Annotated in this window: 26 protein-coding genes; all 26 read left to right on the forward strand. The window is 63.6% G+C overall.

What is annotated here, in order from left to right:
- Positions 1-15: 15 nt before the first annotated feature.
- Complete coding sequence (locus tag DW724_RS11435) at positions 16-276, forward strand: helix-turn-helix domain-containing protein (protein ID WP_020989852.1); 261 nt, start codon at positions 16-18, stop codon at positions 274-276.
- Positions 277-482: 206 nt separating this feature from the next.
- Positions 483-905 carry a hypothetical protein gene (locus tag DW724_RS11440; protein ID WP_243105745.1) on the forward strand — a complete coding sequence of 141 codons (423 nt, stop codon included), beginning with the start codon at positions 483-485 and terminating at the stop codon, positions 903-905.
- Positions 906-918: 13 nt separating this feature from the next.
- Positions 919-1,305: a hypothetical protein gene (locus tag DW724_RS11445; protein WP_118761559.1), complete on the forward strand. Its 387-nt coding sequence runs from the start codon at positions 919-921 to the stop codon at positions 1,303-1,305.
- Positions 1,293-2,024 carry a hypothetical protein gene (locus tag DW724_RS11450; protein WP_118761560.1) on the forward strand — a complete coding sequence of 244 codons (732 nt, stop codon included), beginning with the start codon at positions 1,293-1,295 and terminating at the stop codon, positions 2,022-2,024. The genes DW724_RS11445 and DW724_RS11450 overlap by 13 nt, the downstream gene beginning before the upstream one ends.
- On the forward strand, positions 2,021-2,200 hold the full coding sequence (locus DW724_RS11455) for a hypothetical protein (RefSeq protein WP_118761561.1): 180 nt from the start codon (positions 2,021-2,023) through the stop codon (positions 2,198-2,200). The genes DW724_RS11450 and DW724_RS11455 overlap by 4 nt, the downstream gene beginning before the upstream one ends.
- Positions 2,197-2,901 carry a DUF6273 domain-containing protein gene (locus tag DW724_RS11460; protein ID WP_118761562.1) on the forward strand — a complete coding sequence of 235 codons (705 nt, stop codon included), beginning with the start codon at positions 2,197-2,199 and terminating at the stop codon, positions 2,899-2,901. The genes DW724_RS11455 and DW724_RS11460 overlap by 4 nt, the downstream gene beginning before the upstream one ends.
- Positions 2,894-3,604 carry a 3'-5' exonuclease gene (locus tag DW724_RS11465; RefSeq protein ID WP_118761563.1) on the forward strand — a complete coding sequence of 237 codons (711 nt, stop codon included), beginning with the start codon at positions 2,894-2,896 and terminating at the stop codon, positions 3,602-3,604. The genes DW724_RS11460 and DW724_RS11465 overlap by 8 nt, the downstream gene beginning before the upstream one ends.
- A 4-nt stretch (positions 3,605-3,608) precedes the next feature.
- Positions 3,609-3,872 carry a chitinase gene (locus DW724_RS11470; RefSeq protein ID WP_118761564.1) on the forward strand — a complete coding sequence of 88 codons (264 nt, stop codon included), beginning with the start codon at positions 3,609-3,611 and terminating at the stop codon, positions 3,870-3,872.
- 12 nt (positions 3,873-3,884) lie between these two features.
- Entirely contained in the window at positions 3,885-4,565 is a 681-nt protein-coding gene (locus DW724_RS11475; protein ID WP_118761565.1) for a cell wall hydrolase, read from the forward strand.
- Positions 4,562-4,711, forward strand: coding sequence for a hypothetical protein (locus DW724_RS11480; protein ID WP_008981455.1), 150 nt, complete (start codon positions 4,562-4,564; stop codon positions 4,709-4,711). Before DW724_RS11475 ends, DW724_RS11480 begins: the two co-directional genes overlap by 4 nt.
- The gene (locus DW724_RS11485) at positions 4,701-5,333 is read left to right on the forward strand and encodes a host-nuclease inhibitor Gam family protein (protein ID WP_118761566.1); all 633 of its coding nucleotides are present in this window, start codon (positions 4,701-4,703) and stop codon (positions 5,331-5,333) included. Before DW724_RS11480 ends, DW724_RS11485 begins: the two co-directional genes overlap by 11 nt.
- 12 nt (positions 5,334-5,345) lie before the next feature.
- On the forward strand, positions 5,346-6,137 hold the full coding sequence (locus DW724_RS11490) for an ERF family protein (RefSeq protein WP_008981453.1): 792 nt from the start codon (positions 5,346-5,348) through the stop codon (positions 6,135-6,137).
- Positions 6,137-6,559, forward strand: coding sequence for a single-stranded DNA-binding protein (locus DW724_RS11495; protein ID WP_118761567.1), 423 nt, complete (start codon positions 6,137-6,139; stop codon positions 6,557-6,559). The genes DW724_RS11490 and DW724_RS11495 overlap by 1 nt, the downstream gene beginning before the upstream one ends.
- Before the next feature lie 74 nt (positions 6,560-6,633).
- Positions 6,634-7,485 (forward strand): hypothetical protein, encoded by an 852-nt coding sequence (locus DW724_RS11500; RefSeq protein ID WP_243105746.1) that lies wholly within the window; start codon positions 6,634-6,636, stop codon positions 7,483-7,485.
- A complete protein-coding gene (locus DW724_RS11505) occupies positions 7,400-8,365 on the forward strand; it encodes an ATP-binding protein (protein WP_243105747.1) in 966 nt (321 codons plus the stop codon). Before DW724_RS11500 ends, DW724_RS11505 begins: the two co-directional genes overlap by 86 nt.
- Before the next feature lie 10 nt (positions 8,366-8,375).
- The gene (locus DW724_RS11510) at positions 8,376-8,873 is read left to right on the forward strand and encodes a DUF7768 domain-containing protein (RefSeq protein ID WP_118647687.1); all 498 of its coding nucleotides are present in this window, start codon (positions 8,376-8,378) and stop codon (positions 8,871-8,873) included.
- A gap of 5 nt (positions 8,874-8,878) precedes the next feature.
- Positions 8,879-9,484: a Holliday junction resolvase RecU gene (locus tag DW724_RS11515; RefSeq protein WP_118647689.1), complete on the forward strand. Its 606-nt coding sequence runs from the start codon at positions 8,879-8,881 to the stop codon at positions 9,482-9,484.
- On the forward strand, positions 9,481-10,125 hold the full coding sequence (locus DW724_RS11520; protein ID WP_118647691.1) for an MT-A70 family methyltransferase: 645 nt from the start codon (positions 9,481-9,483) through the stop codon (positions 10,123-10,125). The genes DW724_RS11515 and DW724_RS11520 overlap by 4 nt, the downstream gene beginning before the upstream one ends.
- The gene (locus DW724_RS11525) at positions 10,085-10,453 is read left to right on the forward strand and encodes a hypothetical protein (protein ID WP_008981445.1); all 369 of its coding nucleotides are present in this window, start codon (positions 10,085-10,087) and stop codon (positions 10,451-10,453) included. Before DW724_RS11520 ends, DW724_RS11525 begins: the two co-directional genes overlap by 41 nt.
- A gap of 13 nt (positions 10,454-10,466) precedes the next feature.
- Positions 10,467-10,733, forward strand: a complete 267-nt coding sequence (locus tag DW724_RS11530; protein WP_118761569.1) for a hypothetical protein — start codon at positions 10,467-10,469, stop codon at positions 10,731-10,733.
- A complete protein-coding gene (locus tag DW724_RS11535; protein ID WP_033121166.1) occupies positions 10,730-11,101 on the forward strand; it encodes a hypothetical protein in 372 nt (123 codons plus the stop codon). Before DW724_RS11530 ends, DW724_RS11535 begins: the two co-directional genes overlap by 4 nt.
- A gap of 33 nt (positions 11,102-11,134) precedes the next feature.
- Entirely contained in the window at positions 11,135-11,848 is a 714-nt protein-coding gene (locus DW724_RS11540; protein ID WP_118761570.1) for a hypothetical protein, read from the forward strand.
- Between the two features lie 54 nt (positions 11,849-11,902).
- A complete protein-coding gene (locus tag DW724_RS11545; protein WP_147358656.1) occupies positions 11,903-12,679 on the forward strand; it encodes a hypothetical protein in 777 nt (258 codons plus the stop codon).
- Positions 12,680-12,694: 15 nt separating this feature from the next.
- A complete protein-coding gene (locus tag DW724_RS11550) occupies positions 12,695-12,913 on the forward strand; it encodes a hypothetical protein (protein ID WP_118761572.1) in 219 nt (72 codons plus the stop codon).
- A complete protein-coding gene (locus DW724_RS11555) occupies positions 12,910-13,275 on the forward strand; it encodes a hypothetical protein (RefSeq protein WP_243105748.1) in 366 nt (121 codons plus the stop codon). Before DW724_RS11550 ends, DW724_RS11555 begins: the two co-directional genes overlap by 4 nt.
- Positions 13,268-13,531 (forward strand): hypothetical protein, encoded by a 264-nt coding sequence (locus DW724_RS11560; protein ID WP_118761574.1) that lies wholly within the window; start codon positions 13,268-13,270, stop codon positions 13,529-13,531. The genes DW724_RS11555 and DW724_RS11560 overlap by 8 nt, the downstream gene beginning before the upstream one ends.
- Positions 13,532-13,600 lie beyond the last annotated feature (69 nt).

A 13,600-nucleotide genomic window follows, 5' to 3' on the forward strand; every position in this document is an offset into this window, starting at 1 on the left:
CCCCATAGGACGGAGGTGAGACTGACGGGAAAGTACCGCTACCTGACCTTCGAGGACAGGAAGAAGATCGAGGCGTGGCATCTGCTCGGAGATCGGCCGGTCGACATCGCGGCCCGCCTGAGCGTCCACCACACCACGATCTACAAGGAGCTCCAGCGAGGCGCGACCGGCGCGCTGGACGCCAACCAGCGCGAAGGGTACAGCGCAGAGCTCGCCGAGAGGCGGCTGCGTGAGAGCTTCAAGCGCAGAGGTAAACGAGCACCGGCCGCACAGTAGCCAAGAACACCCGGCAGCGCCGGGCCGAAGAAAGGAGAGCCCAACATGAAAACGATCACACGACCCCGACGCTGAAAATGGACGAGCTGCGCACCCCCCTCCGCGCTGCTCTCTGAAGCGATCCGGCGGTCGTGTTTCTGCTTTTCAGGGACTCGACACCACTAAGATCCCCGGCTCTGGCCGGGCCAAGACGAAAGGAGACCACCATGACACACAACCCCAATGTGTACGGCTATGTAAACGGGAAACCCGTCTTTTCCCGCGACGAGTTCATCTTTGAACACCGCAAGCGCGGCCCCATCGAGGACGACGCCGAGCTCATAGCCTTCGCCGAAAAAGCAACGAGCGGCTGGCATAACGCCGGCTGGAGCCATAGCTTTATCAGCTTCTACCTCAGCGACTACGCGCTGAGCGAACCCTTTGCAAGCCTGACGCTAAGCGAGTTCGGACGCCTGAAGGAGCTCCAGCAAGAAGCGCGCGAAGCCGCCAAAGCTGCGGACGACGCTCGGTGCTGGCGGCTCAAGGAGACGATCAACTGGGCCGACAACAGCGTCGAGGAAATCTACGAGGACAAAGACGGTAACACCAAGCATGTCACGGTCGTCGGCCCGCACGGTGACGCCTGCTGAGGAGGTGCGGAACATGAACACCAAAGCCATCCGGCAGCTCGCCGACGTCACGCTGAACAAGTACCGCAGCTCAATCCCTCGCAAAGCCTTCGAGGAGTTCGTGAAGGACATCATCACCGGCGAGAACCGCGCGACCGCCTTCAGATACGAGGCGACCCCAATCTGCCGGGCCTCGTTCCCGTCCACGCTGGACGAGGACGACACCTGCTGCACCGTGGAGGTCACGGTCTACCGGCTGAACGCCGTGGCCGTCACCGCCTTCCTGCTGGATGGGCCCGAGACGCTGCTACGGCACATCGGGCTCGACGAGCGGGACACATACACCACCAAGCACGAGATCGACGACCTCGTCACCGTCGTGCACATCACCAGAGAGGAGGCACCAGCATGGCAGCACTGAGAGACATCGCCCGAGACTTCGCCGCGGAGATCCGCGACGGCATCGGCTGGACAATCGTGTATCGCACCGGCCGCTCGTGGAACGCCCTGACGATCTGGAGCGACATCTGGAACGGCGAGTGGGAGACCGACGACCTCAACGACGCCATCGGGATCCTGAAGGCAGACCCGGACGCCGTCATCGTCAACGGCTACTACTGCGGCCACTTCGGTGAGGGCATGACCATCGACGAGATCGCCGCAGGGATCCGCTGGCACTACGAAGGCGGCCACAACCACCTCGCGGACTATTGCGAAGTCACGCAAGGCCGGGACACCCTCGAGGAGGGCCGCAAGGCTGCCGAAGCTGCCGGCCTCCCGTTCTGCGAGCGTCTGGCCGACGGCGGCGATGACGAGCTGAGCCCCTACGTCTACGACGGCAGCATGGCGCTCGCCGATCACGAGAAGATGCAGCAGGCCCGCGAAGCCTTCGATAGACTGGCCGACGTGCTGCGGGAAATCGCCGCCAAGCTGGCCGAAGCCATGAAGCCGGCCATCAACGCCGTGCTCTCTGCCTTCAAAAAGCTATGGAAGGTATCGGTCAGAGCCATCGGAGTGCCGCCGAAGTGGCTGCACCTCGCGGCCCACGCAAAGAAAGCCAGAACCCGGAAGAAGTACCGCAACCGTATCCGGCGCTACGTTTTCGAGGCTCTGGCTGCGGAAGGAGGTGGAGGCCCATGACAGCCAAGTGCGTCGGCTGCGGGCTCGACTGGAACGTCAGCATCTACCAGAAGATCCCCCGCACCGGCTACATCTGCCCGCACTGTGAGAGCCGGCTCCGCGCCGGCGAGACCCTGCCGAACATTCAGGCCAGCCAGAAGGCTCGGCCGCAGAGAACGAAAGGAGCAACCACATGAAAAAGATCGCACTCAAGAACGCCGCCCGCGGCACGGCCTTCGACTATGCCGGCCAGAGCTGGATCCTGCTGGAGAATGATGATGGCCGCGCACTCTGCCTGAGCAAGGACATCATCGAGACCCGAGCCTTTGACGAGGGCAACTGCAACAACTTCGCCGTCGCCAGCAGCAAGGAATACCTCAACGGCACCTACCTCGACAACCTGCTCGAGGACGTGAACGGCCCCAACGCCTTCCTGACCACGGAGCTCGACCTGACCACCGACGACGGCCTGAAGGACTACGGCACCTGCACCGTCACCATCTTCCTGCTGACGGTCGACCAGTACCGGCGCAACCGCGACGTCATCTCGAACGCAGACGACTGGTGGTGGCTGTCCACCGCCTTCAGCACGAAGTCTAACGGCTACGAGTCACTCGCCCGCTTCGTCTGCTCCGATGGCACTCTGAACTGGAACAACGCCTTCAGCGGCAGCCGCGGCCTGCGCCCCGCTTGTTATCTGGACTCCGATCTCCTGATCTCCGTCGAGGACGACGAAGCCACAGACGACGTCACGCCGGAGCACGCCGGCGAGATCATCGCAGCGCTGGCCGAGCAGTTCGGCGGCACCTTCGCCACCGAGGATCAACTGACCACGGCCCTCTCGTTTATGCTCGGCACCCTGAGAGCTACCCGCGAGAAGGAGGCCCGGCATGAGTAACCTCTCCACCCTGTTCGACCGCTACAAGGCCCTCGTCGTGTTTGATACCGAGACCAGCGGCCTCGACTTCGACAACGACCAGATCATCGAGCTCGCCGCCCTGCGCGTGGAGCGCACGGCCACCGGCGGCCTACGAATCGCCGGCAAGATGGACACCTTCATCAAGCTGCCCGAGGACGAGACCCTCCCGGAGAACATCGTCAGCCTGACCGGCATCACCGACGAGCGGCTCCAGACCGAGGGCGTGCAGCCGGTCAAGGCAGCCGGCCAGATCGCCAAGCTCATGCAGAACGGCCCGACCCTGATGATCGCCCACAATGCACAGTTCGACGCCTGTTTCCTCCGTGGCCTGCTCCGAGGCCAGAAGGTCGGCCGGATCGACTGGCTGGACAGTCTGACGGTCTACAAAGACCGCAGGGCCTACCCGCACAAGCTCGCCAACGCGATCATCGCCTACGACCTCACCGGCAAGGTGCAGAACAGCCATCGCGCCATCGACGACGTGCTGGCCCTGTTCGAGGTGCTGAAGGCGATGGACGACGAGCGCGAGGATCTCGGCAGCTACGTCAACCTGTTTGGCTACAACCCCAAGTACGGCGTCAGCGGCCGCCGGATCGTGGGCGTCAGATATGAGCCGCAGAGCTTCAGCAAGGGCCTGACTCGCCCGGAACAGACACTCCCGGCCCGCGTGGCGCGGAGGTGACAGCATGAGCCCGGAGATCACGATCACGAGCGAGGAGCTGCGCGAGCGCGTCGAGGATCGCCTCGACCGCTGGATCCCTGACGACGTCTGGAACCGTGCCGAGCCCTACGCCCGCCACAAAAACGAAGTAAACCGGCAGCGGCACCCCGAGATCGACTACTACGACAATGACTACCTTGTGCTGCTGACCGCTGACACCGTCCGAGAGACCGAGTTCAGCGACCTCACTCACGCCCTCTGTGATCTGACCGTCGCACGGGCTCAGTGAAAGGAGAAACCAATGGAAACCACAAAAGAAAGGGCCGCCCGTTGCGACCGGGCGACCCATGCGAGAAGATCCAGCAGCCTGCCAGCATACGGATCCCGCACCGCAAGTATAACACGCCGGCGCCGTCGTGCCAAGAGGAAAGCCCTGAGAGCTGCCACGCTGGCCGCTGCCGTCCTTCTGCTGGGCGGCATCTCTGTGGCAATCTTCACCACCCCGGCCGGCAGCAAGCAGGAGACCAACATCCTGCCGCCGACCACCACCGTCGGCACATACATCCCAAACACCCCCGCCCCGGCCGCTGAGACCGCGGAGCCGACCGAGCCCGCCGTGCGCTACCCTCTGACCGACGCTGAGCGCGACGTCGTCGAGCACGTGGTCATGGCCGAGGCAGGCGGGGAGTCCTTCGAGGGCCAGATGCTCGTCGCTCAGTGCATCCTCAACGCAGCCGAGAAGCGCGGCGTCGATCCCTCTGAGGCCGTCGTCCTTTACAGCTACACCAAGAGCCGGCCGGATCCCACACAGCGCGTCAAGGACGCCGTCGCGGCCGTGTTCGACCGAGGCGAGACCGTCGTGGACGAGCCGATCCTCTACTTCTACAACCCCGCCCTCGTGACCAGCGACTTCCACGAGAGTCAGATCTTCGTCATCGAGGAAGGCGGGCACCGTTTCTTTGCAGAAAGGAGTACCAGATGAAACACCTCACCGAAATGAAGCCGGGCGAGACCCTGCACCTCCGCAGCGGCCGCGACCTCGAGCTCGAGAGCGTCACCCCTGTCACCTGCGGCGTGATGCTCACCTTCAACGTCACCGAAAGAAAGGAGCACAACAATGAGCGATAAGACCACCGCGGCCCTCGCTGTCGAGCAGGCAGACACAGAGGCCACCACCACGCAGGAGGCCGAGCTGCTGCCTGCTGCCACACTGGACGAGCTGAAGCAGGTCGACCTCGGCACCGTCGCAGAGAGCGAGCGCGCCCCGTTCCGCATCACCGACGACCGCTGTGCCGACTGGGCCATCCGCAAGATCGCAGACGAGCGCAGCGAGTACGACCGTCTGAAGGCTCTGGCCGACGAGCAGATCGCGGCCATCAACGAGAAAGTCGCCGCCGCCCGCAAGCGCATGGAGAACGGCACCTCGTACCTCACGAGCTGTCTGGCCGACTTCTTCGCCACCGTCCCCCACAAGGAGACCAAGACGACGGAGAAGTACCGCCTCCTCTCTGGCACCCTGACCTTCAAGAAGGGCACAACCAAGACCAAGCTCGACGAGACCAAGCTGGTGCCGTGGCTCAAGGCCAACGGCTACGGCGAGCTCGTAAAGGTCGAGGAGTCGACCCGCTGGGCCGATCTGAAGAAGCTGCTCAGCTACACCGGCGACATCGCAACCCTGACCGAGACCGGCGAGATCGTGGAGGGCGTCACCGTCTACGAGACGCCGGGCATCTTCACGGTCGACGTGTAAGGAGGCACCAACATGGCAGAAACCAAGAAAACCGAGGCGGCCGCTGCTGCGGCCCCTCCTGAAGCCGCCTGCCTGACGCTCCGGCAGAAGCTCGTCGAAATGCGGAAAGCCTGCCCGGAGATCGTCAAGAAGCAGCACAGCGACGGCGTCAGCTACAAGTACGCCAAGATCTACGACGTGTGGGAGAAGATCACCCCCATAATGAACGAGCTCGGCGTCGACTTCGACGTCATCAGCGAGCAGGCCACGCGCCACGCCGAGAACGGCGACCCGGTCTACTGGATCACCATGCAGACCAAGACCCGCAACGGCGACAAGCTCATGTTCCTCTACGAGGCCGACCTGACGATCCGCTGGCTGAACCTCGACAACGACGACGAGACCATCGAGGCCACCGTCCACGCCGTCGGCTGGAACGATGACCCCGCCAAGGCCAAGGGCGCGGCCCACACCTACGCCCTAAAATACTACCTTTTCGAGAAGTTCACCGTCGACCAAGGCGAGGACGACCCCGACAACAGCGACTTCGGCGCGCAGGGCAAAGGATCCGGCGCTGGAGGCCGCCAGCAGGCCACACAGGGCCGTCAGGGGCAGGGCTCCGGCCGTCTGAGCGACGCGCAGCTCGCGCGCCTCTACAAGAAGGCAGAGGCCGCAGGAATGACCAAGGAGCGCACCAACGCCCGGATCGTGGAGAAGTACAAAAAGCAGGATCCGGCCACCCTGACCCGCCAAGAGTACGACGAGATCTGCACGTCCCTCGACAATGCGGCCGCACAGCATAACCAGCAAGGAGGAAACGCCTAATGTATAACCACACCGGCCTCCAAGGCCGTCTAACCGCCGACCCTGAGCTCAGGTACACGCAGCAGGGCACGGCGATCACCAGCTTCACCCTCGCCAGCGACACCGGCCGCAAGACCAAGGACGGCAAGAAGATCACCAACTTCATCGAGTGCGTCGCGTGGCGCGCGCAGGCCGAGTTCGTCTGCAAGTACCTGAGCAAGGGCCGCCTCGTCCTCGTCGAGGGCGAGCTCACGAGCCGCAGCTACGAGGACAAGGACGGAAACCGCCGCAAAGCCGTCGAGATCACGGTCGACTCCGTCCACTTCTGCGACAGCAAGAAGGACGGCTGCCAGAGCTCTGGCAGCGACTTCGCCGATCCGGGATACTCTGAGGGCTCCGGCGACTTCGCGGAGATCGAGGACAATGGCGACCTTCCATTTTAACCTGACCGCCGGACGACCGGCAGACGACCAAAAGCAGGCCACAAACAAACGACCACAGAAAGGAGGTGACGACCGTGGCATGGCTGCAAGTGCATCAGACACTCAAGGATCACCGCAAACTGTTCGACGCTGCTGACCAGCTCGAAGTCGAGCCGCCGCACATGATGGGGCTGCTCGTCTCGTTCTGGCTGTGGGCCCTCGACAACGCCCCGACCGGCAGCCTCGTCGACATCACGCCGCGCATGATCTCGCGGGCCGCTCAGTGGGACGGAGACCCCGAAAAGCTGGCGAAAACGCTGATCCGGGCGGGCTGGATCGACGAAAAAGAGGACGGGACGCTCGAGATCCACGACTGGTACGAGTACGCCGGCAAGCTGATCGACCAGCGGCAAGCCGAGAAAGAGCGCTCCCGCAGTCGCCGGGCCGCTGCTGCGGCGTCTGCCGACGCCTCGCCGGACGACCCAACGCCGACCGCAGGACGACCGGCAAACAGCCGCAAGAAAGCCGGAGGCAGAGTAGACCAGAGTAGAGAAGATAAGACAAGAGAAGGTAGTACACCCCCTTCCCCCTCTGACGAGGGGAGTGACGGCGGCACGAAGTCGCTCGTCGAGGCCAGATTTCTCGAGTTCTGGAAAGCCTACCCGAAAAAAACCGGCAAGCAGTACGCTCTGAAGGCGTGGAACAAGATCAAGCCCACCGCTGAGCTCCACGAGAGGATCATGCAGGCGGTCGACGCTCAGAAGCGGAGCGACCAGTGGCGCCGGGAGAACGGGCGCTACATACCGAACCCGAGCACATGGCTCAACGGCGGCTACTGGGACAATGAGGAGGTGAACGAAGGTGCAGAAAATCAGCGAGATCCTGAACAGCCCGACAGCTCCGGCCGAGACTGGGGCAAGGGCTTCAAGCCGGCCGACGACGAGTGACGCCGGTAACTGGATCTGGAGCAACGACGAGCGCCTCGCCGGCCGTCCCGGAGTACCTGAGCCCGTCCCCTGCGAGTTCTGCGGCGCCCTGCGCTACCACAAGGGCATCCTGCTCGGCAACCGCATCCTCTGGCCTCCATACGGAGCCGAGCGATGCACCTGCCCCGAGGCCGTGGCTGCCTATGAGAAGGCGAAGGCAGAGCGCGAAGCTGCTGAGGCCGCAGCCGCCAAGGCTGAGGAGGAGAAGAAAATGCGGGATCGCATCAAGCGCATCGTCGGCGAGTCAGGCATGGGCGACCGTTTCCTGCGGCGCACCTTCTCCACCTTCCAGCTCACCGACGACAACAAGCGAGCAGCGGCAGCCGCCCGGCGCTATGCCGAAGGCTTCGACGCCATGCTGCCGCAGCCCGGTCGTCAGGAACCCGGCCGCAACGGCCTGTTTATCGCGGGCCCGCCGGGCACCGGCAAGACCCACCTCGCCGCTGCCATCGCCAACCACCTGATCGCGCAAGGCAAGCCGGTCATCTGCATGACGATGATCGACCTGCTGGAGCGCATCAAGCGCACCTACTCCGCGACCGGCGGCAGCGAGAGCGACGTCCTGAAGATCTACAAGACCGTCCCGCTCCTTGTGATCGACGACATCGGCAAGGAGCCGCCGACCGAGTGGGCGATCTCCACGGTCTACAACATCATCAACGGCCGCTATGAGGCATACCTGCCGACCATAGTGACCACCAACTACGACACCGAGGCCTTGATCGACCGCATGACGCCGCGAGAAAGCCACGACAGCATGACGGCCCGGGCCACCATCGACCGGCTCATGGAAATGTGCAGGGGCATCACCCTCACCGGCCAGAGCTGGCGCTCACGATAGGAGGAACAACATGAAAAAGGTTTACATCTGCTCCCCGTGCCGCGGGGACTACGAGAACAACATCCAGCGCGCCAAAGAGTACAGCCGCGCGGCTGTGGAGAAGGGCGTCATCCCTGTCACCCCGCACATCTATCTCACGCAGTTCATGGACGACAACGTCCCCGAGGAGCGTGAGCTGGCCCTGAAGATCGGCAGCGAGCTGGTGCTCGGCTGCTCCGAGCTGTGGGCCTTCGGTATTGACCACCCTTCGGCCGGTATGGCCGCGGAGATCGAGCTCGCCAAGGCGCACGGCATCCCCGTCCGCAACGGCTTCGAGGCCATCAGCGAGCTGAAGCCTGACGAGGAGCCCGAAAGCGGCGAGGAGGACGATCCCAACATTGGCAGCGTGACGATCCACCTGCCTGCCCGCGGCGGCTCCATCCACGTCCACCTCGACGGTGCCACCATCCTCACGCTCGCCGACCGCCTGATCTCCGATCCGGGCGTCCACATCGAGATCGGAGGCTGAACGCCGTGACGAAGTACGACCCGAGAAAGAACGCGGAGGGCTACAACGACCCGACGCCCTACGCAGCCGAAAAACACATGATGGCGCAGATCCGCGGCAAGCAGGCCAGAGTCGCCGGCGGCTACTTCGAGAATATCATCTCGGCCTCGTGCGACTACTACCTCAGCCGCGGCCTCGCAAAGATCGAAAAGACGCCGGAGCCCATGAAGCCCCTCGGCGCCAAGAACCGCAAGGGCCAGTTCCTCGCCTGCTATACCAAGCAGGCCCAGCCGGACTATGGCGGCACCCTGAAGGGCGGCCGGAGCATCTACTTCGAGGCCAAGCACACCGACGACGAGCGCATCGAGCAGCGCCGGCTCACTCAAGAGCAGCAGGACGACCTCGAGGCCCATCACAAACTCGGCGCCATCGCCTTCGTGCTCGTCTCCATGAGCCTGACGGACTTCTACCGCGTGCCGTGGCCCGTCTGGCGCGACATGGCCGAGATCTACGGCCGCAAGTACATGACGCACGCAGAGCTCTCCCGCTACGAAGTACCGGCGACGGCCGGCTTCATCAAGTTCCTGCACGGCATCGAGTCGGAAGTGCTCGGAAAGGAGGCAACAACGTGATCCCGTTCCCGGATAAGAAATACAGCATCATCTACGCCGACCCGCCGTGGAGTTACAGCGACAGCGGATGCTCGGGCGCGGCTGCCGCGCAGTACGCGACTATGAGCATCAACGAGCTGAAGCAGCTCCCCGTCAACCCTGCGGGGGGGGGTATAGCTGCTGACGACTGTGTGCTCTTTATGTGGGCCACATACCCGAAGATGCAGGAGGCCCTCGACCTGATCGAGGCGTGGGGCTTCAAATACAAGTCGATCGCCTTCCAGTGGATCAAGCAGAACCGCAGCGGAAACGGCTACTTTTTCGGCCTCGGCCGCTGGACTCGAGGTAATACCGAGCCCTGCCTGATCGCTATCAAAGGAAAGCCGAAGCGCATCAGCGCCGGCGTCGGTCAGCTCGTGTTCTCGCCGCTGCGCAGGCATAGTCAAAAGCCTGCCGAAGTGCGCGAAAAGATCGTCGAGCTGATGGGAGACCTGCCCCGCATCGAGCTTTTTGCCCGAGAAGCCGCCCCGGGATGGGACGTGTGGGGCAACGAAGCGCCGACGCCTGAAGTCAAGGACGCGCCAGTCGACAGCGTCGAGCTGGCCGGAAAGGAGGAAACACATGAACCAGACAACCAAAGAGACCCGGCGCCGCAGCTATGACGCCGTACTCCCCAAGCGGGCCGCCCGCTGCCGCCTGATCCTCGAGACCCTCGGCAACCGTGAGCTCACGGCCAGCGAGATCACCGAGGAGCTCGTCGCAGCCGGCCGGATCCCGTACTTCAACCGCAACTACGTCGCCCCGCGGCTCACAGAGCTGAAGGAGATCGGGATCCTCACGACGGTCGGCCGCCGTAAGGCCACCCGCTCGGACGCCACCGAGGCCGTGTGGGCCAGAGCGGAGCCTTCAGGCCCCACGGGCCAGACGGCCGCAGCCTACGCAGACAACCCGACCGAGGCCGAGCAGATGACGCTCGGATCGGCCACCTGAGAGGAGGGCTGGCATGGAACGTCTGACCCACGAGAGAGTCAACGGCATCAAGACGGGCTACTGGAGCACAGCCACCAAGGAGGTGCTCGTCCAGAAGCTCGCCGCCTATGAGAACACGGGCTATGAGCCCGACGAGATCCGCGCAGCCATTGAACAGGCTGCCAAGAACAGCGAAACCAAAACCGCGACCATCATGGCCGAGTGCATCGCTGGAGCGATGAAGGACACGCTCGAGAAGTATGGCACGGCCGGCAGCAGAAAGAAAGGAGAAACCCCATGAACGAACAGAACCAGCGCGACAGCATCATGTCGATGGCCCGCGGCGCCTTCGAGGAGCGCGTCGACTATGAGATGGACAAGGTGATCCAGAACATCCTCGACCCCAACACGAAGGCCACGGCCAAGCGCAAGATCACCCTCACCATCGAGCTGACCCCGGACGACGAGCGCCGCACCATCGGCGTCTCCGTGACGGCCAAGTCTACGCTCGCGGCCACCAACCCCGTCGCCACGGCCCTCTATGTCACCTCTGACGGCAACGGCGAGCTCGTCGTCGCCGAGATGGTGCCGCAGGTGCCCGGCCAAATGAACATGGACGGCACGCAGCAGGAGGCCCCGAAGCTCCTGAAGCTCGTCCAGCACGGATAAACACCCACAACACAGAACAAGGAGGACAACACAATGCTCGCAAAAATGATCGACAAAATCGTCAGCCTGAAGGAGACCAAGATCTTCGAGATTAACGGCCAGACCTACGCCGACGCATCACTCACCCGCATCCCGCCGCACGTCGACCGCCCTGACTGCATCAGCGTCAGCGGACTCGATAGCATCTGCAAGCTGATCCGCACCGAGCTCGAGAAGGTCGGCACGACCATCATGGTGCAGGTCAAGAGCAACGACACCGTCGAGGTGATGACCACCTACCTGAGCGACTTCTCCCGCAACACGCTCTACCGCGCCAAGGCTGACGCCCCGGGCCTGCGCACCGGCTTCAGGGGACGCGAGGTAGCTCTGATCGAGCTGCGGAGCCTCTGCATCCCCAACGAGGGCACGGCCTACCTGCTCGACCTGCTGAGTCGCATGACCAACGAGAACAGCGTCAGCACCAACGACAACGGCGTCACGCAGACCGTCGAGGCGCGTCAGGGCGTCGCCCTCAACGCACTCATTGAGATCAAGCCGCGCGTCATGCTGCGGCCGTTCCGCACCTTCCTCGAGGTGGAGCAGCCCGAGAGCGAGTTCCTGCTGCGCGTGGATCCCGATGAGGGGATCGGCTTCTTCGAGGCTGACGGAGGCATCTGGAAGCTCGAGGCCAAGAAGAACATCGCCGACTACTTCCTGAAGAACATGGGCGATCTGATCGACGCCGGCAAGGTCGTCGTCATGCAGTAAATGGAGCGCCGGGCGGGCTCCGGCCCGCTCGGCTTTTCTGAAAGGAGCAGCACCGTGAAAGAATACGAAACCCTCACCCGTGAGAAGGTCGACGTCGTGCCCTTCGGCTGCGGTATGCCGGAGACCCACCTGATGCAGGACTGGAGCGACAGGATGCTCGACCTGATCCTGAACGGGCCCACCATCAACGGCATCAAGAAGGACGAAGTGCGGGCCATGCTGCGCGAGACCTACACGGCCCTGAAGCAGTACGAGAAGATCGGCCCGATGGCCTCGCCCTTCATCAACGACCCGACGGCCATCGTGGCCCGGGCCTTCTCTGAGCTCTACCCCGGCGTCGAGTACGTCGCGCAGTACGTCCCCGACCTGCGGGACGAGACCAACGGCACCGCCTACGGCCTGACCATCTTTCCAGACGACGGCAGCACGCCGATCGTCTGCATCTCGGCCGAGGCACCAATCAGCGCCGCCCCTGAGCTGCTGGCGCACGAGCTGGCCCACGTCGCCACCCCGGAGGACACGGAGCACGGCGAGAGCTGGAGCGCAGCGTCGGAGGCCATATTCAAGAAGTACAACGAGCTCCTCGGCACCATGATCCCCGACGAGCCTGAGCCCATCCTCTCGCCCCACCAGCCCGGAGACGGCGGGATCCTCACCATGCCGCTGCGCGATAACGTCCCGGAGCCTCCGACGGACGACTGGCAGCTCACCACCTGCCCCGTCTGTGGCGCTGAGTGCTGGCAGACAGACACGGCCCGCCGGATCCTCGCACTGGAACCCGACGTCCGAACCGCCTGTACAGCCTGCGCGCTGAAGGGGCTCGGAAAATAATACTGGAGGTAATACATGAACAACGAAAGAAACAACACGACGGCCGGCGGGATCGGCTTCTGCGGCCTTCTCGCCGTCGCCTTCATCGTCCTGAAGCTCACCGGCGTCATCAACTGGAGCTGGCTGTGGGTACTGGCCCCGATCTGGATCCCGGCCGTCATCGCCGTCGGGATCCTGCTGATCTGCCTCGTGGTCGTGCTCTGCTGCGAGCTGCTGAAAGGAGCCCACAAATGATGGACGCAGAGGCACGCCGGGCCCTGCTGGATCGTGCAATCACGACCTACGGCGCGCCGGCACAAATGGACATGGCCGTCGAGGAGATGGCTGAGCTGACCAAGGCCCTCTGCAAAATCAAACGGGCACAGGCTGGCTGCGAGGTGACCGCAGCGATCGGCAACGTGGTCGAGGAGATGGCAGACGTCCAGATCATGCTCGACCAGCTCCGCATCATCTTCCACCGCTCTACCGAGGAGGTCGAGGAGGCGAAGCTGGAACGGCTGAAAAACCGTCTTGACGGCCGAAACAACTGGCAGGACTCCAGCCTCCACAAGTGGATCGAGAAGCAATTCCAAACAGGAGGTGACGGCCATGAATAAAGCAACCTGCCGGGGCTGCGGCGCTCCGATCGTCTGGATCAAGACACCGGCCGGGAAGGCTATGCCGTGCGATCCGGCGCCGGTCTACTATAAGGCAGCGCCCGGCGGGAAGGACAAGATCGTCACCACCCGGGGCGAGGTCGTGAGCTGCGAGATCGTGCCCGGAGGTGAGGCCACAGACGCCGGATACCGGCCCCACTGGGCCACCTGCCCGCAGGCCGGGCAATTCAAGAGAGGAGGCCGAGCCCGTGAATAAGATCATCACAAACACCGGCATCACAGCCGGGGACGTCTGCCACAAATGCCTCGGATCTGGAAAAGTAAA

This window comes from Butyricicoccus sp. AM27-36 (assembly GCF_003480945.1).
GTDB lineage: Bacteria > Bacillota > Clostridia > Oscillospirales > Butyricicoccaceae > Agathobaculum > Agathobaculum butyriciproducens.